Origin of the sequence: Rhizobium sp. RU33A (assembly GCF_900156055.1) — a bacterium.
Classification (GTDB): Bacteria; Pseudomonadota; Alphaproteobacteria; order Rhizobiales; family Rhizobiaceae; genus Allorhizobium.
The window spans coordinates 680,920-704,500 of sequence record NZ_FTMQ01000001.1 but is presented as its reverse complement, the minus strand read 5'-3'; the positions used below and the strand labels follow the sequence as shown (position 1 = coordinate 704,500).

Below are 23,581 nucleotides of genomic sequence, written 5' to 3'. Positions count from 1 at the left end.
CGAATGCTTTATCGGGTGTATCCGCTTCATTGGAAATCGAACGCCGAAAGGCCCGTGACCATCTCGTCGAGACCAAGCGGACGGGTGAGCGGCGGCTCGGCGCGCGCCAGACAGCCAGATCTTTCACACAGCCGACATGCGGGCCCGATCGCGATTGCCGGCTGCGATCGATCGGGCAAGGCGGCGGCATAGGCCACCTCCTCGCGGCTTGCTGCATCGCAGCCGACCAGGAGTGCCGTGCGCCTGATACGCTCGCCGAAACCGGCCTGCGGACCTTCGAGGGTGCGCGAGATCGTCACGAATCCGCTGCCATCCGGCATTTCCACCTGCTCGACGAGGACCTGTCCCGGCTGGGCGAAGGCGGCGTGGACATTGAGCTTGGGGCAGCCGCCGCCGAACTTTGCCTGCGGAAAACCTGTCGCACCGGCGCGGCGGAAGCGGTTTCCGGCATTGTCGATCTCCATCATGAAGAAGGAAACACCGGTCGCACCCGGACGCTGCAGCATGGTCAGGCGGTTGGCGGCCTGCTCGAAGGAGACATTGAAACGTGCACGCAGCACATCGATGTCGTAGCGGGCACGGATCGCGGCCGAAAGGAAGGCGCCATAAGGCATCATCAGTGCATGCGCCGTGTATCGCGCCAGCTCGAAACGGGCGATGCGGCGCGCTTCACCGGAGGACAGCTCCAGCGCATCGAGCTCTGCCTGGACAAGGTCGCTCAGCGCCAGAAGCACCACCTCCATCGCCACTTCGCGCGACTGATCGAAGGGCGATAAGCGCTCGGAAAGGAACAGACGCATTGAATGGCGGTCGTATCGGCGGCGCAGCGACGGCATGGTCTGCACCGGCAAGGCGCGAACCACGATGCCATGGGTGGAGCGCAGCCAAGCTTTCAGCGCGACGGCGAGATCATCACCGGGCGCGAGGCTCAGGCCCGCATGGAAGGTCTCGGCGGCTTCATCAAGGCGCGCGAAATAGTTGGGCCGGCGTTCGAAGACTTCTCGGACTTCATCGATCGGCAGACGCGCGCCTGACAGAGAGGTTTCGTGCCCCTCGCGGGCGAGGAGATCGGCGAGATCGGAGAGCCGAGCCGCCTGCTCGCGGTAAGCCCGGTAGAGCTTGACGATGCCGCTTGCGGCGTTGGGGGCGGCTTCTGCCACTTCGATCAGCTCCTGATCGCCGGGCAGTTCGCCCGACAGCAGGGGGTCGGCGAAGACCTCGCGCAGCTGGCTCGTTGATCCACCGGCCTCACCCTGCAGCTCGTCCAGATCAACCTTGTAAACGGAGGCCAGTTTCAAGAGCAGCTGGACCGTGAGGGGGCGCTGGTTGCGCTCGATCAGGTTGAGATAGGACGGCGAGATGTCCAGTGCCTCGGCCATGGCCGTCTGGGTGAGGCCAAGGCCGTTCCTGATGCGGCGGACGCGGGGGCCTGCGAAAATCTTGCGCTCCGCCAATTTACAGCTCCTTTACAAGATTTGCCGTGCTCGACGCCGGATCGACTGTGACTAATTTTACAAATTTACACGCAAGCTCTGTCAAAGGCAAGACAGCCTAACCTCTTTCATGTCGTTGTTTTATCGAATTTTCTGGCTCCATTTTGCAGTGCGATGTAAATCTAGTCACATCAGAAGCGGCCGAGCCAACCCGAAAAACTTTACTTGGTCAGCGCCTAGCAGTGACAGGGAGACACATCATGACTGAATTTTACAATCTCGTTCCGAATGCCCCCAAGGGCCGCTATGACGGCATTGATCGTCCCTATACTGCAGCAGACGTCAAGCGCCTGCGCGGCTCGGTCGAGATCAAGTATACGCTCGCCGAAATGGGCGCCAACCGCCTGTGGCAGCTGATCAACGAAGAGTCTTTCGTCAACGCGCTCGGCGCGCTCTCGGGCAACCAGGCCATGCAGATGGTCCGCGCCGGCCTCAAGGCCATCTACCTCTCCGGCTGGCAGGTTGCCGCAGACGCCAACACGGCTTCGGCCATGTATCCGGACCAGTCACTCTATCCGGCCAATGCCGCACCGGAATTGGCCAAGCGCATCAACCGCACGCTTCAGCGCGCCGACCAGATCGAAACCCAGGAAGGCAAGGGCCTTTCGGTCGACACCTGGTTCGCCCCGATCGTTGCAGACGCTGAAGCCGGTTTCGGCGGACCGCTCAACGCCTTCGAAATCATGAAGGCCTTCATCGAAGCCGGTGCTGCAGGCGTGCATTTCGAGGATCAGCTGGCGTCTGAAAAGAAGTGCGGCCATCTCGGCGGCAAGGTTCTGATCCCGACGGCCGCCCATATCCGCAACCTCACGGCTGCCCGTCTGGCTGCCGACATCATGGGTGTCCCAACGCTGATCGTTGCCCGTACTGATGCCGAAGCCGCAAAGCTTCTGACCTCTGACATCGACGAGCGCGACCAGCCCTTCGTCGATTATGATGCCGGGCGTACTGCGGAAGGCTTCTACCAGGTCAAGAATGGCATCGAGCCCTGCATCGCCCGTGCAATCGCCTACGCTCCTTACTGCGACATGATCTGGATGGAGACCGGCAAGCCGGATCTCGAACAGGCCCGCAAGTTCGCCGAAGCCGTGCACAAGGTCCATCCGGGCAAGAAGCTCGCCTACAACTGCTCGCCTTCCTTCAACTGGAAGAAGCACCTCGACGACGCGACGATTGCCAAGTTCCAGCGCGAACTGGGTGCGATGGGCTACAAGTTCCAGTTCATCACGCTCGCCGGCTTCCACCAGCTGAACTACGGCATGTTCGAACTGGCGCGCGGCTACAAGGATCGCCAGATGGCGGCCTATTCGGAGCTGCAGGAGGCGGAATTCGCAGCCGAGGTCAACGGTTACACCGCGACCAAGCACCAGCGCGAAGTCGGCACCGGTTACTTCGACGCCGTTTCGCTTGCCATCACCGCCGGCCAGTCCTCGACGACCGCGATGAAGGAATCGACCGAAACCGAGCAGTTCAAGCCGGCTGCCGAATAAACCTGGGCGACTGCCTCTCACCCTACCCTCTCCCCGCAAGCGGGGAGAGGAAGACGAGATCCACCATTCAAGAACCCCCAACACCAAGAGGAGAAATGCCATGACACCCCAGACCCGAGTCAAGGAACGCGCCGAAGAACAGTCCTCGGCCATGAGCACCGATCAGCAGGCGATGATCCGCATGCTGGCCAATGACCTGCACCGTCTCAACCATTCGATCATGAAGGCAGTCGATGCCGGCGTCTCGGTCGAGCTCGTCCGCTCCGCCCGCCATCACGGTGGCGACGGCAACTGGGGTGATCTCTTGATCCCTGTCATCGTGACCCAGGGCAATCACCAGGCCGCCTGAGCCACATCACTATCCGCCGTCACTATCCCCCGTCCGGCACCTGACCTCCGGATCGGTTCCCGCACGATGATCGCCTCTGAGGAGGAGTGCCGGTCGTCGTGCGGGTTTTTCATTTTCGGCTTGACGTCAGCTGCTGGTGCTGGGGCGCTTGCCCGCCAGAACATCCCGATGCGACTTCAACAGTTTTGCGAGCCGATCGGCCACCATGCGGATATCGCTTCGGTGACGATCGTCATTGTTGATGACGATCCACTGGCGATGGCGCAGTTCCGGGATTTCCTCGCCGACCCGCTCAAGCGTCGGGTCGAGATCACCGACGAAGCAGGGAAGCACGCCGACACCGGCCCCTGCCCTGACGAGATCCCTCAGTGACCGCGGGCGATTGACCGTCGCGACGATCTGCTCCGCCGACTGCTGGCGCGGCCAGCGCAGATAAGCTGAGACGGCATTCTCGTCATCAACCGCGACCCAGGGCTCCGGGCCCATCCATTCCCTATTGCGGGCCTTGTAGGCCGCATAGGCCACTTCGCCTGCTGCGATCGCGGCGAGGTTCGGCTCTTCTGGTTCAAAGGCGCGGATGCCGATGTCACTCTCCCGATGCGCAAGCTTGGCACGTTGTTCGGCGACGTGCAGGTCGATGCGGAAAGCGTCGCGGGAGGTGCGGATCGTCGACATGTTCTGGCAGAGCAGCCAGGCGATCCAGGTGCCAAGGCTGATGCGCACCAGGGACTGACCCGCCTTGCCACGTCGCCATTCCTCCACCCTCCTGCTTCCGGCTTCCAATTCAACCAGATGCTCCAGCAACTGGCTGCCGTCGCTGGTGAGGCGATAACCGGTCTGGCTGCGCAGGAAGAGCTCGCGGCCCAGCGCCTGCTCAAGTTCGACCATGCGTCGGCCAAGGGTGGCGGCACTGAGACCGGTGGTCGCAGCGGCTGCCGACAGGCCGCCTTGACGCGCAACGGCGAGGAAGAGTTGATAAGAGTCCCAGGCTATGTCTTTCATAAATGAAATACATAGCACGATCTTGCGCGTACCTGCCTCCAAAAATGATGAATAGAAGAGAAGACGGCATCAACAGCAGGAGATCCGTCATGCACGAAGTTTATGCAGCCCTTGCCATTGCCGCGCTGAGTCAAGAACGAGGGCAGAAGGCCCGGCTGTCCGAAGAGGAATTCTACGCGCAGTATAGCGAAGTGCCCTGGGCCCGTCTGCGGCGCTTCATCCGCGCCATGCGCGAAAGACAGGTTCGCAAACGACAGGCACAGGCCGATTGCGAGACCAATACGGGCGGATCTGGTCGTCTGGCTGAGGCTTGATGCAAAAAAGCCCGGTGCGATGACCGGGCTTTTCCGTTTGGCGAAGGTGCAACCTCAGGCGGCGCGATCGACAGACCGCAAACGATCGGCGTCGATCCGGAACTGCTGGAGAAGATCCCGCAGCTGGTCCGTCTGGGCCGAGAGATCCTGTGTGGCGGCGGTCGCTTCCTCGACCATCGCAGCATTCTGCTGGGTCATCTGGTCCATGCGACCGACGGCACCGTTGACCTCCTGCAGCGCGCCGGACTGCTCGCTGCTGGTCTCGGCGATCTTCTCGATATGCTCGCTGATCATCGCGATCTGGCCGCCGATGCGCGAGAGCACGGTTCCCGTCTGCTGAACATGGGTGGAGCCGTTCGCCACCTCTTCGGCCGAGCGGTTGATGAGCGCCTTGATTTCCTTCGCGGCACCGGCCGAGCGTTGCGCGAGTTCACGCACTTCCTGAGCAACGACGGCAAAACCCTTGCCGGCTTCACCGGCGCGGGCGGCTTCGACACCGGCGTTCAGTGCGAGCAGGTTGGTCTGGAAGGCGATCTCATCGATGACGCCGATGATGTTGGAGATCTGACGCGAAGCCTCCTCGATGCGGCCCATGGCCGAAATCGCGCTGCCGACGACGACAGCAGATTCATCTGCATTCTTCTTGGCTTCACGGACGACACCGTTGACCATTTCGGCGCGCTCCGAGGACGAACGGACGGCTGCGGTGATCTCATCGACCGCGGCTGCGGTCTCTTCGAGAGAGGCTGCCTGCTGCTCGGTGCGACGAGCGAGATCAAGTGCGGACTGGGCCATCTGGCGGCCGTTGTTCTGGATCTGGTCGACGTTGCCGGAGATCTGATGCATCGTGTCGCGAAGACGCGACAGCGACAGGTTGAAGTCGTTGCGGAGCTGTTCCAGGCGTCCGTGGAAACGGCCTTCGATCTCGAAGGAAATATCGCCATTGGCAAGACGTTCCAGCGCCTGGGCGAGCTTGCCGACGGCATGTTCGATCTCCCGGTCGAGCGCCTGCTTTTCCTCGTCGTTGCGACGGCGATCGGCTTCTGCCTCCTGCTGCTCGCGCTGGCGCTCGGATTCGATTTCGAGCTTGGTGCGGGCATTCGTCTTGAAGACGGCAAGTGCCCTAGCCATGGCGCCGATCTCGTCACCCCGCTTGTCGCCGATAATGCCGGCTTCGAGATCCCCTTCAGCAAGGCGCTGCATGCTTGTGGTGATGCGGGTGATCGGCCGCTGCAGGGTCAGGACCAGCGCGATACCGCCGATGACGGCGAGGAGGACACCGGCGATCATGGTGCCGATCGAAAGGCGGTTTGCTTCCTGGCGCTCCGTACCGGCGACATCCTTCTGCAGATCGGCAAAGGACGTTAGCGAGGCCCAGATGGCATCCATCGTGCGGCTTGCCTGATCGAAGCTCGCGATGCGGTCGGCGCTGGTTTTCACGAGGGCTTCGGTATCGGCGGTGAGCGAGGCCAGCAGCGGCGTGATGGCTGCCGTCAGGCTGTCGTAGAAGGCCTTGTCGGCGATGCTGCCGCCGAGAACGGCAAGGTTGTCGCCGATCAGCTTGATCTGGCGAAGGATCGGTTCGCGGGTCTTGTCGTCCTTCACATTGAGGAAGGTGGCGGTCATGATGCGCAGATCATAGACATCGGCGATCAGAGTGCGGCTGCCAACGAGAACATCGGCCGCCTGTACGGCGCCGGTCTCGACAGCGGCGAATTTCTGCACGGACTCGGCATATTTGACAGCGGCACCGGCGCTTAGCGTCGCTTCGAAGCCGCGGAAACGGGAAATGATCGAGCCGACGGCCCGGCCGTTCTCGAGGCTCATGTCGCCGGTCGCGACTTTCGCCTTGATCTCGTTGATCGCAGCCAGAAGGGCCTTGCCCATGTCCCTGCTTTCAGCCGGCAGGGCATTGGCGATCTTGCGCTGGGTCTTGACCAGTTCAGGCAATTGTTTCTGCAGGTAGGGGAATTGCTGCTCCGACGTGCCTGCCGAGAAGAAACCCTGGAAGACTTCCGAGAGGTGCTTGGCACCGGACGACAGGCGCTCGGCTTCCTTTAAGGCACCCTTCGCATCGTTTTCACCACCGACGACGGCGCGCTGCAGTTTCTGCGCCTCATCCGAGACGCGGATCTGCTGCGCCATCAGGCCCGTCAGATGGTTCTGGATCGAGGTGGCCAGCTTCACCTCCGCCTCGTGCAACTGCCAGAGCGCATCGATCTTCTCGTTGACGGCACCCGTGCCGGCAATCGCCTCATCGAGGAAGTTGCGCCCCGTGCCGTCGGCGCCGATTTCCGAGATGTTCTGCGTGAGCGTCGACTGCTGGGACGCCAGCTGGTTCAAGACGGTGCTGCGCGTTTCCTCCGAGGTCTGATCGAGGAAGTGGGTCATGGCGGCGTTGACGTTCCGGAAGCCGTTCAGCGAACGCATCGTGCCGTTGGAAATTTCCATGCGCTGCTGCAGTAGACCGGATGCGTAGAGGCCCATGAGACCGACTGCGGTGATCGACAGGACGAAGGGCAGCACAAAGGCGATGACCTTGGTCGAAATCGAAAAGCGCGACAGTATTTGATCGATCAACATTGTTCCTCCAAACGAAAACGGCATCAAAGCTGCGCCGCAACCTTAAAAATTGGCGGCTACGACTGTCGTCTTCGCCGTCTATGCTCCTACCCAGCCAAAACAGTTGCAGTAAAAGTCTCAAGACGGAGTTAAGGTCAAAGGCTGATATCCCGAAGCGGGACAGCGATCGTTGATCGAGGAAAAGCTAGCACCGCCAAAGGGTCGGGGCGTCAAAGAGTTGCTGTCGTCAAACCGCTGAAAAGCGACTTGCTGCCACTGACAAGGAGGACCGTCGAGGTGCTCTAGCCGAGGAGACCGAAGGCAAGTGCAGCCAGAGCGCTTGCGGCATAGAGGCAGACGATGCTCACATGACGCAAACGGGCGCGCTCTGCGTCACGGGTGCGGGTGGCGGCAATGGCGATGGCACGGGGCTTGCGGGTCTCATGGTTCATGGGGCGCGGTCCTTGATGCGGCCAGGGAAGGTCATGCCCTTGCGGGGCCTTAAGCCGGCCAAACCTCATGTCGCGATATCAGGCGATATCGCACCGGCATTCGGGCAGGATGACCGACGCATGTTAACAAGCTCTGAATTACCGGTATAAGCTTGTCCGGAGCGTGAGACTTTGCTCAGACGGACTCGCCGGCCGCATGGCCAGACGCCCACGCCCACTGGAAGTTATAGCCCCCGAGCCAGCCGGTGACGTCGACGCATTCGCCGATGAAGAAGAGGCCCGGCACAGTTTTCGCCTGCATGGTCCGGCTGTCGAGCGCGCCGGTATCGACGCCTCCTAGCGTCACTTCCGCCGTACGGTACCCTTCCGACCCCGCAGGTTTGATCGGCCAGCGACGAATGCGGTCGGCAAGCGATGACAAGGCCTTGTCAGGGAGATCAGCGAGCGGACGTTCGAGCTTCGCGGTCTCCGCCAGATATTGCGAAAGGCGCTTGGGCAAATGTTGGGCAAGCACCGTCTGAACCTGCTGGCGCCCGTTTTCGCGCTTTGCCGCCTTCAGAAGCTCGGCAAAATCCGTCTCGGGCTGCAGCGAAAGCAGGATCTCGTCCCCTTCCCGCCAATAACTCGAGATCTGGAGAACGGACGGACCGGACAGGCCGCGATGGGTAAAGAGAAGCGCCTCCTGGAAACGCGTCTTGCCGCAGGAGACATCCGCATCGACGGCAACACCCGAGAGCTCCGACAATTCGCCCAAGAGATTGGGTTCGAGCGTGAGCGGCACCAGCGCGGGCCGGGTTTCGGTGACGGGCAGGCCGAACTGCTCGGCGATGCGATAGGCAAAACCCGTCGCGCCCATTTTGGGGATCGACTTGCCGCCTGATGCCATCACCAGACTGTCCGCGGCAATCGGGCCTTCGCTGGTGGAGAGGCGGAACCCGTCCGGTCCCTTCTCCAGTTCGGAGATCTCGCAGGAGAGTTTCAGGTCGACATGCACCGCGCGCATCTCTTCCAGCAGCATGCGGATGATGTCTTTCGCGCTGTCATCGCAGAAGAGCTGGCCGAGGGTCTTTTCGTGCCAGGCGATCTTGTGGCGATCGACCATGGCGATGAAATCTGCGGGTGTGTAGCGGGCGAGCGCTGACTTGGCGAAATGCGGGTTCTCAGAGATGTAGTTCTTCGGCGTGGCATGGATATTGGTGAAGTTGCATCGCCCGCCGCCTGAGATGCGGATCTTCTCTCCCGGGGCCTTGGCGTGGTCGAGGACGATGACGGATCTGCCACGCCGGCCGGCGGTAAAGGCCGCCATCATGCCGGCGGCACCGGCTCCGATGATCGCGACGTCGTACTTCCTGGCCATGCTGCTGCTCCCGGGGATCTGCCGCCTGTCTCGACAAACTTATGATCAAAGTCAACGCGTCCGGCTGGCCAAAGGCCAAAGTCTGGCTATGATGGCCCTCATTAACAACCAACCGGTGAGACATGCCCGCGAAGAAATCCATGATGAGATCCCAGAACGCTCCTTCCAAAAAGGCGGTGATCCCGCCGGATCCCGGATCGAAGCGCGGCGTCTCGAACTGGAAGGAAGCGGCCACCTGGCTCCGGGCGCGCGGCATCGAGGATATCGAGTGCATTACGCCTGACCTCGCCGGCGTGCCGCGCGGCAAGATGATGCCGTCGTCGAAGTTCACGTCCAACACGTCGCTGGCGCTTCCCTCGGCGCTCTACCGTCACACGATCTCGGGCGAATATCCCGACGAGACGGAGAATTTCCGCTACGAGCCGCGCGACAGCGATCTGAAGCTCTTGCCGGATCTTTCAACGCTTTCGGTCGTGCCGTGGGAGACCGACCCGACAGCCCAGGTGATCTGCGACATCGTCGATGTCGACGGCAAAAACGTGTCCTATACGCCGCGCAACGTTCTGAAAAACGTGCTGCGCCTCTATGACGAAAAGGGATGGAAGCCGGTCGTCGCGCCTGAGATCGAGTTCTATCTCGTGGCGATGAACGACGACCCGGACTATCCGCTGCATCCGCCGAAGGGCCGCTCTGGTCGTTCGATCATCGGTGGCCAGGGCTATTCGATCGCCGCCATCAACGAATTCGACGAGTTGATCGACGACATCTACCACTTCTCTGAAAAACAAGGGCTCGAGATCGACACTCTGATTCACGAGGAAGGGCCGGCACAGCTTGAGATCAACCTGCGCCACGGCAATCCGATCGAGCTTGCCGACCAGGTCTTCATGTTCAAGCGTACGATCCGCGAGGCGGCGCTCAAGCACGGGATCTACGCGACCTTCATGGCCAAGCCGATGCAGGGACAGCCGGGCTCGGCGATGCACATCCACCAGTCGGTCGTCGATGCCAAGACGGGCAAAAATATCTTCTCCAATCCAGACGGCTCTGCCTCACAGGAGTTCTTCCACTTCATCGGCGGCATGCAGAAATATGTGCCGAGTTCGCTGGTGATGCTGGCGCCTTACGTGAATTCCTACCGTCGCCTGACGCCGGACATGGCCGCACCCGTCAACAACGCCTGGGGCTATGACAACCGCACGACGGCCTTCCGCGTGCCGGTTTCGGATGCCGCTGCACGGCGTGTCGAAAACCGTCTGCCGAGCTCGGATGCCAATCCGTATCTGGCGCTCGCGGCTTCGCTCGCCTGCGGCTATCTCGGCATCGTCAAGGAAATCGAGCCGACGGCGGCGGCAGAAGGTTCTGCCAATGAAGGATCCGTCGACCTGCCGCGCGGCCTGCTGGAAGCCGTTGCCCTGCTCGAGGGTGAAACCGACTTCCACGAAGTCTTCGGTTCGGAGTTCGTCGGTCTCTATGCCGGCGTGAAACGCGGCGAGTTCGAGACTTTCATGCAGGTGATCAGCCCGTGGGAACGCGAATTCCTCCTGCTCAACGTGTGAGGGAGGCGGCTTCATGACTTGGCAAAGCCCGATCGCGCCGGGGATTTCCTGGTATCAGGCGAGCGTCGGTGAGCGGCCGGAATATCCGGCCCTCGACGGTTCCACCTCGACAGACGTCGCTATTATCGGCGGCGGCTTTACCGGCCTGCAGACCGCATTCAACCTTGCCCGCCTCGGCGTCTCGGTCGTGCTGATCGAAGGCAGCTGCTTCGGTGACGGCGCGTCGGGTCGCAATGGCGGCCAACTCGGCACCGGCCAGCGCGCATCTCCGGCAGAACTGGAGACCGAGCTCGGCTTCGAGCGGTCAAAGGCACTGTTCGAGATGGCGGAGAGCGCCAAGCATTACCTGCTGGATTTCGCCGAACAGCACGGCATCGATATTGAATATCTTCCGGGGCAGATGAATGTCTCGCACAAGCGCGGTGGGGAAGAGGAATATCGGCACGAGGCCGAGATCATGGCCGTTCGCTATGGCTATCCGCATATTTCCTTCATGGACCGGGAAGAGACCCATGAGCGTGTTGGTTCGACGCGGTATCACTACGGCGTGCGCGATACCGGTACGGGGCACATCCATCCGCTGAAGCTGCTGGTTGGTCTGGCAAGGGTCGCGGCGGCGGCCGGAGCTCGCATCCACGAGATGACGCCGGCAAGCGCCATTCGCCAGGAAGGCGGCAAGACCTTCATCGACACGCCGCGTGGCACGATCACTGCCGACCGTCTGCTGATCGCAACCAATGCCTATATCGGCAATCTGGAACCTGTGACGGCTGCCCATGTGATGCCGATCCGGTCCTTCATCGGGGCGACGGAACCGCTGGACATGTTCCCCCAGGTGCTCAAGGGCTCGGAGGCCGTTGCCGACAGCCGCTTCGTGGTGCGCTACTTTCGCAAAAGCCGCGACGGGCGGCTGCTGTTCGGAGGGCGCGAGGCCTATACCGCCGATAGCCCCCGCGATATCTCGACCCATATCCGCCGACAGATCGCCGAGATCTATCCCGATCTCAATAACATCGAGATAACCCACAGCTGGGGTGGCTCGGTTGGGATAACCCTGCCCCGCAAGCCGTTCGCCCGGGATGTGATGCCCGGCGTGACATCGCTCGCCGGCTACTCCGGTCATGGCGTGATGCTGTCGAACTATTGCGGAAAAATGTATGCCGACATGGTCGCCGGCAATGCCCGAGAGCTGGACGTGCTCAAGGACCTGAAGATCCCGCCCTTCCCCGGAGGTGCCAGCCTGCGCAAGCCGCTGCTGTTCCTCGCGCTCACCTGGTATGCGCTCAGGGACCGGTTCTGACACATGAGTGCCACTTGCCGGTGCCATGCATACTGGGTGCCGACAGGTGTGTTTGATTGTCGCAGAACACACTTTGTTCATCCTTCCTGCGCCACCCAAAGACAATTTCCACCCGGTCGGGGTGGCTTTTTTAAATCGATTAGATTAGAACCTGTCCAACGAATTTGCCGAACGAGAGATGCGCATGAGCAGCCAGATCATCCCCGTTGAACCCTTTGACTACGTCGTCTTCGGCGGCACCGGCGACTTGGCCGAGCGCAAGCTTCTGCCGGCCTTGTTTCACCGCCAGCTCGCGGGTCAGTTGACGGAGCCGACCCGTATCATCGGTGCTTCACGCACGGCGATGACGCATGAAGAGTATCGCAAGTTCACGCTCGACGCGCTTCATGAGCACCTGAAGGCCGAGGAGCTGGAAGAGAGCGAAGTCGCGAAGTTTCTCGACCGCGTCCACTACGTCTCTGTCGATGCCAAGTCGGACCAGGGCTGGGAAGATCTGAAGAAGCTGCTGGACCAGGGTAAGGATATCGTTCGGGCCTTCTATCTCGCCGTGTCCCCGTCGATCTTTGGCGACATTGCCGACAAGATCCGCGACCACAAGCTGATCACCAAGTCGACCCGCATCGTCGTCGAAAAGCCGATCGGCCGTGATCTCGCCTCGGCGCAGATCCTCAACGACACGATCGGCAAGGTGTTCAAGGAAGAGCAGATCTTCCGCATCGACCACTATCTCGGCAAGGAGACGGTGCAGAACCTGATGGCGCTGCGTTTCGCCAATGCGCTCTACGAGCCGCTGTGGAATTCAGCCCATATCGACCATGTTCAGATCACGGTGGCCGAATCCGTCGGCCTCGAAGGTCGTGTCACCTATTACGACAAAGCCGGCGCGCTGCGTGACATGGTGCAGAACCATATCCTGCAGCTGCTTTGCCTCGTGGCCATGGAAGCACCCTCCTCGCTCGACGCCGAGGCCGTGCGCGACGAGAAGCTCAAGGTGCTGCGCTCGCTGAAGCCGATCACGCCGGCCAATGTCGAGAAGCAGACGGTTCGCGGCCAATATCGCGCTGGCGCTTCCGCCGGTGGTGCCGTCAATGGCTACCAGGAAGAGCTGGGCTCCGTGTCCGATACGGAAACCTTCGTCGCGATCAAGGCCGAGATCAACAACTGGCGCTGGGCCGGCGTGCCCTTCTACCTGCGCACCGGCAAGCGTCTGGCAACTCGCATGTCGGAGATCGTCATCGCCTTCAAGCCAATCCCGCATTCGATCTTCGGTGATGCAGCCGGTCGGATCGAGGCAAACAAGCTGGTCATCCGCCTGCAGCCGGACGAAGGCGTCAAGCAGTGGCTGATGATCAAGGATCCGGGTCCGGGCGGCATGCGCCTACGCCACGTGTCGCTCGACATGAGCTTCGCCCAGGCCTTCGACGTGCGCAATCCGGATGCCTATGAACGCCTGCTGATGGACGTCATCCGTTCGAACCAGACGCTGTTCATGCGCCGCGACGAGGTCGAGGCGGCTTGGAACTGGTGCGATCCGATCCTCAAATCCTGGGAAGAGATCGGCCAGAAGGCTCAAGGGTACACGTCCGGCACCTGGGGGCCGAGCCAGGCCATTGCGCTGATCGAGCGTGACGGCCGTACCTGGCACGAAATCGACTGAGGCCCGGACCAATGGCGTATCAGATGAAGATATTCGAGAACGGAGCCGCTCTTGCGGCTGGTCTCGCCGATACCGTGGCTTCGGCCTTGTCGGCTGCGATTGCCGAGCGCGGCGAAGCAACGCTCGCGGTCTCGGGCGGCTCGACGCCCAAGGCTTTCTTCGAGGCGCTGTCGACACGCATCCTCGACTGGACCAAAGTGAAAGTCACCCTGGTCGACGAACGTTTCGTGCCCGAAGACAATCCGCGTTCGAACCATCTGCTGGTCAAGACGCACCTTCTGAAGAATGAAGCGGTGGCGGCGGAATTTGTGCCGCTCTACCGTCCCGAGGCAACGATCGAGGATGCTGCAAAGACAGCGTCCGGGATCGTGCCCGGCATGAACCAACCTTTCGACGTAGCGATCCTCGGCATGGGGACGGATGGGCATACCGCCTCCTTCTTCCCCGGCGGCGATCACCTTGCTGCAGCACTTGATCTTTCGCTGCCGCGCCGCGTCATGACCATGGAAGCGCCGGGGGCGGGCGAGGCTCGCCTCACCCTCTCCTTCTCGGCGCTTCACGATGCCGGCCTTCTCGTGGTTCACATTGAGGGTGCCGAAAAGAAGGCTGTGCTGGAGAAGGCGCTTGCCAGCACGGACGAGGCAGACATGCCGATCCGGGCCGTTCTTGAACGGGCCCAGACCGCAACCGACATCTACTGGGCGCCCTGAGGGAGAGCCCTCGCCTGCCGGAGCTTTCGGCAGGTGATGCGCATAAGACGAGTTTCACGGCCGAGGAGGCCTTTGCGCGATGTGCGCCTCAGCGCCCGCGCCAGATGAGGAGCCATATCTCATGAGTGCAGACAGCCGCATCGAAGCCATCACCAAACGGATCGTCGAGCGCTCCAAGCCGACCCGCGAAGCCTATCTCGACCGCACACGTCGGGCGATCTCCAAGGGCGTACACCGCTCGACGCTGTCATGCGGCAACCTCGCCCATGGCTTCGCCGTCTGTTCGCCCAGGGACAAGGAAGCGCTGGCCGGTGACGTGGTGCCGAACCTTGGCATTATCACCGCCTATAACGACATGCTCTCGGCCCACCAGCCCTTCGAGACCTATCCGGCACTGATCCGCCAGGCCGCCTCTGAAGTCGGTGGCGTGGCACAGGTGGCGGGTGGCGTTCCCGCGATGTGCGACGGCGTGACCCAGGGCCAGCCGGGCATGGAGCTGTCGCTCTTTTCGCGCGACGCGATCGCGATGTCGGCGGCCATCGGCCTATCGCACAACATGTTCGACAGCTCCGTTTATCTCGGCGTCTGCGACAAGATCGTGCCCGGTCTGATGATCGCTGCCCTCACCTTCGGCCACCTGCCCGCCGTATTCGTTCCAGCCGGACCGATGACGACGGGTTTGCCGAACGACGAGAAATCGCGCATCCGCCAGCTCTATGCCGAAGGCAAGGTCGGGCGTGCGGAACTGCTCGAAGCGGAATCGAAGTCCTATCACGGCCCCGGAACCTGCACCTTCTACGGTACGGCCAATTCCAACCAGATGCTGATGGAGATCATGGGCTTCCACCTGCCCGGCGCCTCCTTCATCAATCCGGGCACGCCGCTGCGCGATGCGCTGACCAAGGAAGCGACCAAGCGGGCGCTGGCGATTACAGCACTCGGCAACGAGTTCACACCGGCCGGCGAGATGATCGACGAACGCTCGATCGTCAACGGCGTGGTCGGCCTGCATGCGACCGGCGGCTCTACCAACCACACGATCCACCTGATCGCCATGGCGCGCGCCGGCGGCATCCAGCTCACCTGGCAGGATATTTCGGAGCTTTCCGACATCGTGCCGCTGCTCGCCCGCGTCTATCCGAACGGGCTTGCCGACGTGAACCATTTCCATGCCGCAGGCGGCATGGGCTTCCTGATCAAGCAGCTGCTGAAGGCCGGCTACGTGCATGACGATGTCCGCACTGTCTATGGTCAGGGTCTCGCCGCCTATACGATCGACCCCAAGCTTGCCGAAGACGGCACCGTGCATCGCTCGCCGTCCGCCGAGGAGAGTGCCGATCCGAAGGTGCTGACCACGATCGACAAGCCGTTCCAGGCAAATGGCGGGTTGAAGATGCTGACCGGCAATCTCGGCAAGGCGGTCATCAAGATCTCGGCCGTGAAGCCCGAGCGCCATGTCATCGAAGCCCCCGCGATCGTTTTCAACGACCAGCAGGAACTGCAGGATGCTTTCAAGGCCGGCAAGCTGGAAAAGGACTTCATCGCTGTCGTCCGCTTCCAGGGTCCCAAAGCCAATGGCATGCCGGAACTGCACCGCCTGACGCCACCGCTCGGCGTGTTGCAGGATCGCGGCTTCAAGGTGGCGCTTGTCACCGACGGGCGCATGTCCGGCGCTTCAGGCAAGATCCCAGCAGCGATCCACCTGACGCCTGAAGCCGTCGATGGCGGCGCTATCGCCAAGATCAAGGATGGCGATATTGTCCGGCTCGATGCCATTGCCGGCACGCTCGAAGTTCTGGTCGATGCGGCTGAGTTCAACGCCCGCCCGCTTGCGACCGCCAATCTCGACGACAACGAATTCGGGATGGGCCGCGAGCTGTTTGCGAGCTTCCGCCGGATCGCCGGGCCTGCTGACCAGGGCGCAAGCGTCCTGTTCTAAGCGCCTCAATTCGTAGAGTTAAGCTCAAGGGCCGCGAGTAATCGCGGCCTTTTGTCTATTCAGATTGACAGTTCTCGTTAGGCAGCGTCAACGCCCCTGTTCATTTTAACAAATTCGACACTACTAATTTTGTATATCTTGGTACGGAAACAAACGCGATAACAACAAGTTATACAAAATCGACGATTCTGCGATAGCACCTTCGCCCTTTGTCTACCTTTTGGATGCGCCGTCCGGTTTCTGGAGAAGGAAATTGGCCAAAGGACCAAGGCACTATGTTTGGACTGTCTACAAACAACCGCGCACAGCTCGAATCGCTTGAAGTCATTACCGCGAACATCATGATCGCGGATGACAAACTCAATATCCGCTACATGAACACCGCCACGAAGCAGATGCTGAAGGAAGCTGAGAGCGACCTGAAAAAGGAATTGCCTCGCTTCGACTTCGACAGGCTGATCGGCAGCAATATCGACATCTTCCACAAAGATCCCGGCCATCAGCGCAACATGCTGTCGAGCCTGAAGAACCAGCACAAGGCGACCATCTGGGTCGGCCACCGGGCTTTCGACCTGATCGTTACGCCGTTGAAGAGTGGAGCAAAAACCACCGGCTTCGTCGTCGAATGGGCCAATGCCAAGGAACGGTTGCAAAACCTCGACTACAAGGGCCAGCTTCAAGCCATCGGTCGCGCACAGGCGGTGATTGAGTTCACGCCTGAAGGCGAGGTCGTGGCTGCCAACGAGAATTTCCTCAATGCGACCGGATATTCGCTGACCGAAATCAGGAGCAAGTCGCATCGCTTGTTTCTTGCAGACGGTGCAGAGGGCGATCACGAATTCGCGACGCTGTGGTCAGAACTTCGCTCGAACCGCCCGCGGATCGGCGACATCACGCGTTACGGCAAAGGCGGCCGCAAGCTCTTCCTCAACGCATCCTACAACCCGATCACCGACGAAAAGGGCAATGTCATCAAGGTTGTGAAGTTTGCGACCGATGTCAGTGACCGAGTTCATGCGGTCAACACCATCGGCATGGCGCTCGGCAAGATGGCGGATGGGGATGTGAGCTTCACGTTGGACAAGCCCTTCGCACAGGATTTCGAGGCTCTCAGAACCAATCTCAACGACGCCATAATGCAGCTCGCGACCACGCTCGGCGCGGTCGCCCAGTCGACGGATATGATCGACAGCGGTAGCCGCGAGATCAGCACAAGCGCCGAAGACCTGTCGAAGCGCACAGAACAGCAGGCGGCTTCGCTCGAGGAGACGGCAGCGGCCCTCGACCAGATCACCGTCAACGTCAACAACGCCTCGAAGCGCGCCGAAGAAGCCCGTCACGCCACCCAGGCTGCCGATACGAGCGCGACGCGGTCCGGCCAGATTGTTGCAGAGGCCGTGGGGGCCATGGCGCGCATCGAGCAGTCGTCTAACCAGATCTCCAATATCATCGGGGTGATTGACGAGATCGCCTTCCAGACGAACCTGCTGGCGCTCAATGCCGGCGTCGAAGCGGCTCGGGCCGGCGAAGCCGGCAAGGGCTTTGCCGTGGTCGCCCAGGAAGTCCGCGAGCTCGCCCAGCGGTCCGCCGGCGCTGCGAAGGAGATCAAAGAGCTAATCCGCAACTCCTCCGAAGAAGTCAAGAACGGCGTCAAGCTGGTCAGCGAGACCGGTGAGGCCTTGAAGACGATCCAGGACAACATTGTTGCGGTCAACGACCACATGCAGGCCATCGCCAGCTCTGCACGCGAGCAGGCGACCGGTCTCTCCGAGGTCAACTCGGCGGTCAATCAGATGGACCAGGTCACCCAGCAGAACGCCGCGATGGTGGAAGAGTCCAACGCCGCAAGCGCCACGCTGGCAACGGAGACACAGCGGCTTCGCCAGTTCATCTCCCGCTTTACCCTCGGCAGGCACTATACCGGCCAGCAGGGGACGACGTCAGCATCCCATGGTGCGACACGCGCTCACACGCCGTCCAGCCCGGCAGCAGCACCACGGCGCGCACCGGCACGGCCGGCGCAGACGCATGGAAACGCCGCTCTCAAGCAGGATGAGTGGCAGGAGTTCTGAGCCTGACAAGGGTCGCGCCCGCATGCCGGGCGCGACGCCACACTCATGGGCGCGGCATCTTTGCAAAGCCCTTGCCCAGGATGGGGCCTGTCGGCTTGCCCGTCGGCGATCCACCCAGCGGCTCCACTGTGATCTCGTAAAGCTGCTCCTCGATCGGGCCGGGAAGATCCGGCCCTTCGACCGTTGCCGTCCGCCAGCCGTCGAGAACGCCAAGCGATACCGGTCCGGTATCGCTTGACGGCAGCGTCCAGAGCTGCAGAGACTGGTCAGCTGCCACGGACACGTCGGAGAGCGGGATCACCTTGGCCGTGTCATTGCCGAAATCCTCGATCATCACGACCGGCTCGCCCTGCTCATTCATCAGGACGGCGATGACCTGCGGCTCCGCCCGACCGAGGAGGGCGTAGGACAAGGCACCGACGAGCAGCAGCGAGGCGGCCGCAGCCGACAGACCGAAACCTCGCCACCAGGAGAGGCCATTGTCGTTGGCAGCCGCTGGCGGAGCGGCGGCGCTCTTCGGTCGCTCCTGCGGACCAAGCTGTCGTTCAATCCTTGCCCAGAGATCGGGAGAGACGCTCGCGGTCGGGCCGACGAGGTCGAGCTCCAGGAACTTATCACGCGACACGGCAACGGCACGGGCGAGGCTCTCGTCGTGTTCCAGCTCGGTTTCGGTCGAACGATGCTCGTCCTCGTCCATCAGTCCGAGAACATAAGCATCGGCGCGTTCGGCTAAAGTGTGCCATGTGCTCATGCCATGCACTCCCTCAGCGCCACCAGCGAGCGGCGGATCCAGGCCTTGGCGGTCCCGAGCGGCAATTTCAATCGACCGGCGATCTCACCGTGGCTGTAGCCGGACACGTAAGCCATCATGACCGTCTTGCGGCGCAGCCCGTCGAGCCGTCCGAGACAGGCACGCAAGCGACTTGCGGTATCCAGCTGATCGAACAGATCGTGATAGAGGGCATCCGCGCCCTCATCCTGCAGCCGCTCTAGGCTGTCCGTTTCGGTCAGATCTTCCCGCCCGCCATCCCGGAGTGCATTCAGCGAGCGTGACCGAACAATTGCAAAGATCCATCCGCGCGCGGAACCGCGCGACGGATCGTACTGCCAGGCCTTGTTCCAGATCTGCAGGAAAGCTTCCTGGACGATTTCCTCCGCCAGATCGTGGCGGCGCAGGATGCGCTCAGCCACCGTGACCATGCGAGGGGCCTCGCTCTCGTAGATCAGGGCCAGGCCCTTGCGATCGCCCGCAGCACAGGCTTTCAGCGCCGCACCGAGTTTATCCTGCTCATTCTCCATCCAGCTTCCTTCCAAGAACCTGCGCGGAAAGTAGCTCACCCGTCTGATTTGGCAACCTGCACCACATGCACCCGCCGAAGAACTGCCGCTCGTTATCGCCACGTCCATGACTTTCTCCTTCTTTTCGGAGACACGCGAAGTCCGATTCTGGATGCAGAAGAAAAAAACTTCTGACGTCTGCATCCAATCGGCATCTGCCGCGTGTCTTGAGATCAGGAGGCACCAGATCGGTGTCGCCACCATCCTAACGGGAGAGTTTTCCATGACCAGCATCCGTATCCTCAGCCTCGCAGCCGCCACCGCCCTTACGGCCTTTGGCGCCCAGGCCGCTCAGGTCGTCGGTCTCGCAGGCGACAAGACGCTCGTGATGTTCGACACTGCAAACCCCGCGATCAGCAAGTCGATGGACGTCACTGGTGTCGAGCGCCTCGTCGGCATCGATTATCGCCCGGCCAATCAGACCATCGTCGGCGTGACGGCAGACAACGTCATCGTCACCATCGATCCGGAAACCGGCGCCGCCACGGAACTGGCCAAGATGGACAAGCCGCTGACGATCGGCGATGCGCCTGTCGTCGTGAACTTCAACCCAGCGGCCGACCGGCTGCGCTACATGACCGGCACCACCAATCATCGCGTCCACCCCGACACGGGTGCCGTGACCGTCGACGGCAGCCTTGTCTTCGAAGAGGGTGACATGCACAAGGGCGAGACGCCGAACACCGTGGCAGCCGCCTATACGAATTCTGTGGGCAAGCCGGAAACGACTGCGATGTACAACATCGACGCGACGATTGGCGCTCTGATCCAGCAGACCAAGCCGAATGACGGAACACTGAAGGCAATCGGCAAGCTGGGTATCGAGGGCATGCCGACGACCTATGCCTTCGATATCGAGGCGGGCGCCGACGGCATGAACACCGCCTGGCTCGTCGCCGATAGCGCGCTCTACACAGTCAACCTGGAAACCGGTGCAGCAACGAAGGCCGGCGACATCACGGGCGCGCCTGCGGCGATCAAGTCGATCACGGTTATCCCGGCGATGTAAGCCAAGACTTACATGGAGCCTGGATCGACAGGCTCCGGCCAAGCAAAGCGAAAAGGCCTCCGCGAGATCATCGCGGAGGCCTTTTCATCAGAGCATCGCCATGTATTTCGGTAGTTCCCGCATGCTGGGCACGACGATCAAGGTATGGACATTTCCCCGCTTATAGGCATTGAGGAACTTGTTGTAGTCTTCGAAGACGACACAGCCTGAGCTGTCGCCACGACGGCGCAACAGGTAAGTGTGGGTCAGAAAGCCGTCGCGGTTATACATCTTGGCATCGCCGACAGGATTCATGCGAATGGCCTCGATGCCATGGAAACGGGCTTCGCGCATGCGCAGCTTGTAAACGTTGGGTGGCGTCGGCCCCATGTTCTTCACATGCACGTATTTGGGATTGTCGCGCATGTGGCCACGACCGGAGTGGGCGCGCAGCTTCTCGCCATTGGGCATGTGCACGACGGAATCCTCGATCACATAGACGGCGATGCGGCTACCTGGACCAGGCATGCTGTTCTTGCGGTTGAAGATTCCCCCTGCCCCGTCATCGGTGGTGACAGGATTGTCCGGCTTGGCGTAGGCCAGCATGCCGAACAGCGTCTTCTTCTTCGGCTTCTCCGGCGTGGTGGCGGCAAGAGGCGCTTCTGGAGCGGGCACGCGTTCGACGCGCGGTTTGGCTTGCGGCTTGGAACCCGGAACAGGGCCATCATCCGGCAGCGCACCGTGATCTTCGGTCTGCGGTGCTGAAAGGAGCTCTTCGAAGGGCTCTGCGCGCGGATCGGCCGCAGCCATCGTGTCGGATGCGCTTGGCGTTGCCGCGTAACCGAGGGCAACAGGTGCTGTCTCGGCGGTGTTCCTTGCGATGGAGGCGGTGACGACGGGATCAACGTCGTCCCTGTCGCTGCGGCGTTCATGGGCAGCCGTGGCAAGGGCCGCCTGCTGCCGCCCAGCTTCCGCTTGAGCCAGCGCTTCGCGCAACACCGCAATCTCCTGTGCGCCGACAACGCTTTCCACGCGGGCGAGGAGCAGGCGGTCGGACTTGTCGACCTCTGCAAGCTGCATGGCCGCAGGCAGCATCAGCAGGCCCAGATGGTCGGTAGCGGCGATCGCCTCTGCAAAGCGGTTGCGCATCTCGTCAAGGGCCGCAAAATCCGCCGATGGCGTCGGTATGGCTCGGGGCGGAAGCGGCTTCGACAGGGCGAGATCCGGCTTCGGCAGGCTGTAGCCAGCCATGGTCGGTGCCTGGATCGTCGAGGATGAAAGCCCCTTGATAACGGCAAGGCTCGCGGTGCCCCAGAAGAGGCAGGCCAGTGAAATGCCCAAGACCGTCGGCAGGCTGGAGCCGCGCTTGTTTCTGCGCGACTTTGTCTTTTGAACGGCGGCGCGATCGCCACCGATGACCTGAGGGGTCAAGGACGCCATGATACCTGAACTCGCTTACCAAAACTCGGAGAACCGGTCGCCTAGCAGCGGAAACCGGCTTTACTGGGACAGGATGCACGGTGGTCGTCCTGTCGGCTGTCCTAAAGAATGAAGAAGTTTGGTAACCAAGAGGTTTACGCCCGGAGGTCCTTTGTGACATTTCCGGGCGCGGCGTCGAGATAGTTTCAAACGTGACGAGTCAACCCGCCATCGACCTTGAGGTTCTGGCCCGTGATGTAAGCCGCACCATCGGAGGCGAGGAAGGCGATCGTGGCCGCGATTTCCTCGCTCGTACCGTAGCGTTTCATCGGCACACCATCACGCCGCTCCTCGGTCGCGGGCAGGCTGTCGATCCAGCCGGGAAGGACATTGTTCATCCTTATGTTTTCACCCGCATAGGTATCGGCGAAGAGCTTGGTAAAGGACGCAAGGCCTGCGCGAAAGACGGCCGAGGTCGGGAACATCGACGACGGCTCGAAGGCCCAGGCAGTGGAGATGTTGATGATCACGCCGGCCTTCTGGCGCTGCATGATCGGCGTGACGAGACGCGTCGGGCGGATGACGTTGAGCAAATAGACATCCATACCCTTGGCCCATTGCTCGTCGGTGATCTCGAGGATCTGGGCGCGTGGGCCATGGCCTGCACTGTTCACGAGGACATCAATGCGGCCATAACGCTCCATCGTGCCGTCTACGAGTCGTGCGAGGTCTTCCGGAGACTGGTTCGATCCTGTGACCCCGAAGCCTTCGAGTTCGGCAGCGAGTGCCTCCCCCTTGCCGGAAGACGAGAGGATGGCGACCTTGAAACCGTCGGAGGCAAGACGCCTTGCGGCAGCCGCCCCCATACCGCTTCCCCCTGCCGTGACAATGGCAACCTTCTGACTGGACATGTCTGTTTCTCCCTTTGATCCGGCGAAGATCAAAGGTCAGCCCGGCGATGTCCAGTCAGAAATGCTGAAGGCCGGTGCAGCGTTTGCGGCACCGGCCTTCATGGATTTCGCTGACGCTCTGATTACCAGCTGCGGACGTCGAGAACGCGGTCCTTGTGCGCCGGATGGGTGGAGAAGACGAAGATGCGATCCAGCTCCTTCTGCGTCAGAAGGCGCAGAAAACGGATTTCGGCCGTGTTGTTGGCAAAGCTCTTCATCAGCACTGCACCCACCTTGTTGATGCGCGCATCCGGAATATCGAGGTAGAACTGTTTGGGAAGATTGACCTGCGTGATCAGTCCGATCACGGCCCCGCTCAACGAGATACGCAGGACGTCGCAACGCCGCGCCGCCATGTGGGTCATGCCGTTTTCGGTGTATTCGAGGCGCCCGGCATTCATCGTGTCCTCCATGCGATACCGGTTCTCCCGGTCGTACATGAAGGATTCCTCCTTCTTCAGGAAATGAGATCCGCCACTTGCCGCTCTCATCGTTTCTGCCCTCGTCTTTTGTCAGTTGTTATGGGCAAAAAGCTAGCAGCGACAACTTAACAGTCGGTGTTGCCTCAAGGGCCATTCCTGACCACGAAAAAGCCCTGTTATCGGTAAGGATAACAGGGCTTTAAGCTGA

20 protein-coding genes are annotated in these 23,581 nt (G+C 61.4%); 10 read left to right on the top strand and 10 right to left on the bottom strand.

Going from position 1 to position 23,581, the window contains the following annotated elements; genetic code table 11:
• Nucleotides 1-26: 26 nt before the first annotated feature.
• Entirely contained in the window at nt 27-1,454 is a 1,428-nt protein-coding gene (locus BW978_RS03440) for a helix-turn-helix domain-containing protein (protein WP_076392210.1), read from the bottom strand.
• A gap of 239 nt (nt 1,455-1,693) precedes the next feature.
• Here BW978_RS03440 and aceA point away from each other — a divergent pair, with 239 nt between their 5' ends.
• A complete protein-coding gene (aceA, locus tag BW978_RS03435; RefSeq protein WP_076392208.1) occupies nt 1,694-2,983 on the top strand; it encodes an isocitrate lyase in 1,290 nt (429 codons plus the stop codon).
• A 100-nt stretch (nt 2,984-3,083) separates the two neighbouring features.
• On the top strand, nt 3,084-3,332 hold the full coding sequence (locus BW978_RS03430) for an SMc00767 family acetate metabolism repressor (protein WP_054150807.1): 249 nt from the start codon (nt 3,084-3,086) through the stop codon (nt 3,330-3,332).
• A gap of 126 nt (nt 3,333-3,458) precedes the next feature.
• Here BW978_RS03430 and BW978_RS03425 read toward each other — a convergent pair whose 3' ends face one another.
• Nucleotides 3,459-4,334, bottom strand: coding sequence for a LysR family transcriptional regulator (locus tag BW978_RS03425; RefSeq protein WP_076392206.1), 876 nt, complete (start codon nt 4,332-4,334; stop codon nt 3,459-3,461).
• Between the two features lie 89 nt (nt 4,335-4,423).
• On the opposite strand from BW978_RS03425, the gene BW978_RS03420 reads away from it, so the two are divergent.
• Nucleotides 4,424-4,648, top strand: coding sequence for a hypothetical protein (locus tag BW978_RS03420; RefSeq protein ID WP_076392204.1), 225 nt, complete (start codon nt 4,424-4,426; stop codon nt 4,646-4,648).
• Between the two features lie 54 nt (nt 4,649-4,702).
• On the opposite strand, the gene BW978_RS03415 is transcribed toward BW978_RS03420, so the two are convergent.
• The 3 genes from BW978_RS03415 to BW978_RS03410 form a co-directional block, all read right to left on the bottom strand.
• Complete coding sequence (locus BW978_RS03415; protein ID WP_076392202.1) at nt 4,703-7,231, bottom strand: methyl-accepting chemotaxis protein; 2,529 nt, start codon at nt 7,229-7,231, stop codon at nt 4,703-4,705.
• 281 nt (nt 7,232-7,512) lie between these two features.
• Nucleotides 7,513-7,662 carry a hypothetical protein gene (locus BW978_RS23495; RefSeq protein ID WP_175616838.1) on the bottom strand — a complete coding sequence of 50 codons (150 nt, stop codon included), beginning with the start codon at nt 7,660-7,662 and terminating at the stop codon, nt 7,513-7,515.
• A gap of 175 nt (nt 7,663-7,837) precedes the next feature.
• The gene (locus tag BW978_RS03410) at nt 7,838-9,019 is read right to left on the bottom strand and encodes a BaiN/RdsA family NAD(P)/FAD-dependent oxidoreductase (RefSeq protein ID WP_139330287.1); all 1,182 of its coding nucleotides are present in this window, start codon (nt 9,017-9,019) and stop codon (nt 7,838-7,840) included.
• 122 nt (nt 9,020-9,141) lie between these two features.
• On the opposite strand from BW978_RS03410, the gene BW978_RS03405 reads away from it, so the two are divergent.
• The 6 genes from BW978_RS03405 (at nt 9,142) to BW978_RS03380 (ending at nt 18,256) form a co-directional block, all read left to right on the top strand.
• Nucleotides 9,142-10,578, top strand: coding sequence for a glutamine synthetase family protein (locus tag BW978_RS03405; RefSeq protein WP_076392198.1), 1,437 nt, complete (start codon nt 9,142-9,144; stop codon nt 10,576-10,578).
• Between the two features lie 13 nt (nt 10,579-10,591).
• Nucleotides 10,592-11,878, top strand: a complete 1,287-nt coding sequence (locus BW978_RS03400) for an NAD(P)/FAD-dependent oxidoreductase (RefSeq protein ID WP_076392196.1) — start codon at nt 10,592-10,594, stop codon at nt 11,876-11,878.
• Nucleotides 11,879-12,062: 184 nt separating this feature from the next.
• On the top strand, nt 12,063-13,535 hold the full coding sequence (gene zwf / locus BW978_RS03395) for a glucose-6-phosphate dehydrogenase (RefSeq protein WP_069042242.1): 1,473 nt from the start codon (nt 12,063-12,065) through the stop codon (nt 13,533-13,535).
• An 11-nt stretch (nt 13,536-13,546) separates the two neighbouring features.
• Complete coding sequence (pgl, locus tag BW978_RS03390) at nt 13,547-14,245, top strand: 6-phosphogluconolactonase (protein ID WP_076392194.1); 699 nt, start codon at nt 13,547-13,549, stop codon at nt 14,243-14,245.
• 121 nt (nt 14,246-14,366) lie between these two features.
• On the top strand, nt 14,367-16,184 hold the full coding sequence (edd, locus tag BW978_RS03385; RefSeq protein WP_076392192.1) for a phosphogluconate dehydratase: 1,818 nt from the start codon (nt 14,367-14,369) through the stop codon (nt 16,182-16,184).
• Nucleotides 16,185-16,459: 275 nt separating this feature from the next.
• Nucleotides 16,460-18,256 (top strand): methyl-accepting chemotaxis protein, encoded by a 1,797-nt coding sequence (locus BW978_RS03380; RefSeq protein WP_076392190.1) that lies wholly within the window; start codon nt 16,460-16,462, stop codon nt 18,254-18,256.
• 43 nt (nt 18,257-18,299) lie between these two features.
• Here BW978_RS03380 and BW978_RS03375 read toward each other — a convergent pair whose 3' ends face one another.
• Complete coding sequence (locus BW978_RS03375; RefSeq protein WP_076392188.1) at nt 18,300-19,007, bottom strand: anti-sigma factor; 708 nt, start codon at nt 19,005-19,007, stop codon at nt 18,300-18,302.
• Nucleotides 19,004-19,828, bottom strand: coding sequence for a sigma-70 family RNA polymerase sigma factor (locus BW978_RS03370; protein ID WP_348529155.1), 825 nt, complete (start codon nt 19,826-19,828; stop codon nt 19,004-19,006). Before BW978_RS03370 ends, BW978_RS03375 begins: the two co-directional genes overlap by 4 nt.
• On the opposite strand from BW978_RS03370, the gene BW978_RS03365 reads away from it, so the two are divergent.
• Nucleotides 19,818-20,603, top strand: a complete 786-nt coding sequence (locus BW978_RS03365) for a DUF4394 domain-containing protein (protein ID WP_076393173.1) — start codon at nt 19,818-19,820, stop codon at nt 20,601-20,603. The genes BW978_RS03370 and BW978_RS03365 overlap by 11 nt on opposite strands.
• Nucleotides 20,604-20,690: 87 nt before the next feature.
• On the opposite strand, the gene BW978_RS03360 is transcribed toward BW978_RS03365, so the two are convergent.
• The 3 genes from BW978_RS03360 to BW978_RS03350 all read right to left on the bottom strand — a co-directional run bounded on the left by BW978_RS03360 (nt 20,691) and on the right by BW978_RS03350 (nt 23,442).
• The gene (locus BW978_RS03360) at nt 20,691-22,022 is read right to left on the bottom strand and encodes a tlde1 domain-containing protein (protein ID WP_076392186.1); all 1,332 of its coding nucleotides are present in this window, start codon (nt 22,020-22,022) and stop codon (nt 20,691-20,693) included.
• 185 nt (nt 22,023-22,207) lie between these two features.
• Nucleotides 22,208-22,912: an SDR family oxidoreductase gene (locus tag BW978_RS03355; RefSeq protein ID WP_076392184.1), complete on the bottom strand. Its 705-nt coding sequence runs from the start codon at nt 22,910-22,912 to the stop codon at nt 22,208-22,210.
• A gap of 122 nt (nt 22,913-23,034) precedes the next feature.
• A complete protein-coding gene (locus BW978_RS03350; RefSeq protein ID WP_076392182.1) occupies nt 23,035-23,442 on the bottom strand; it encodes a hypothetical protein in 408 nt (135 codons plus the stop codon).
• Nucleotides 23,443-23,581: the final 139 nt, after the last annotated feature.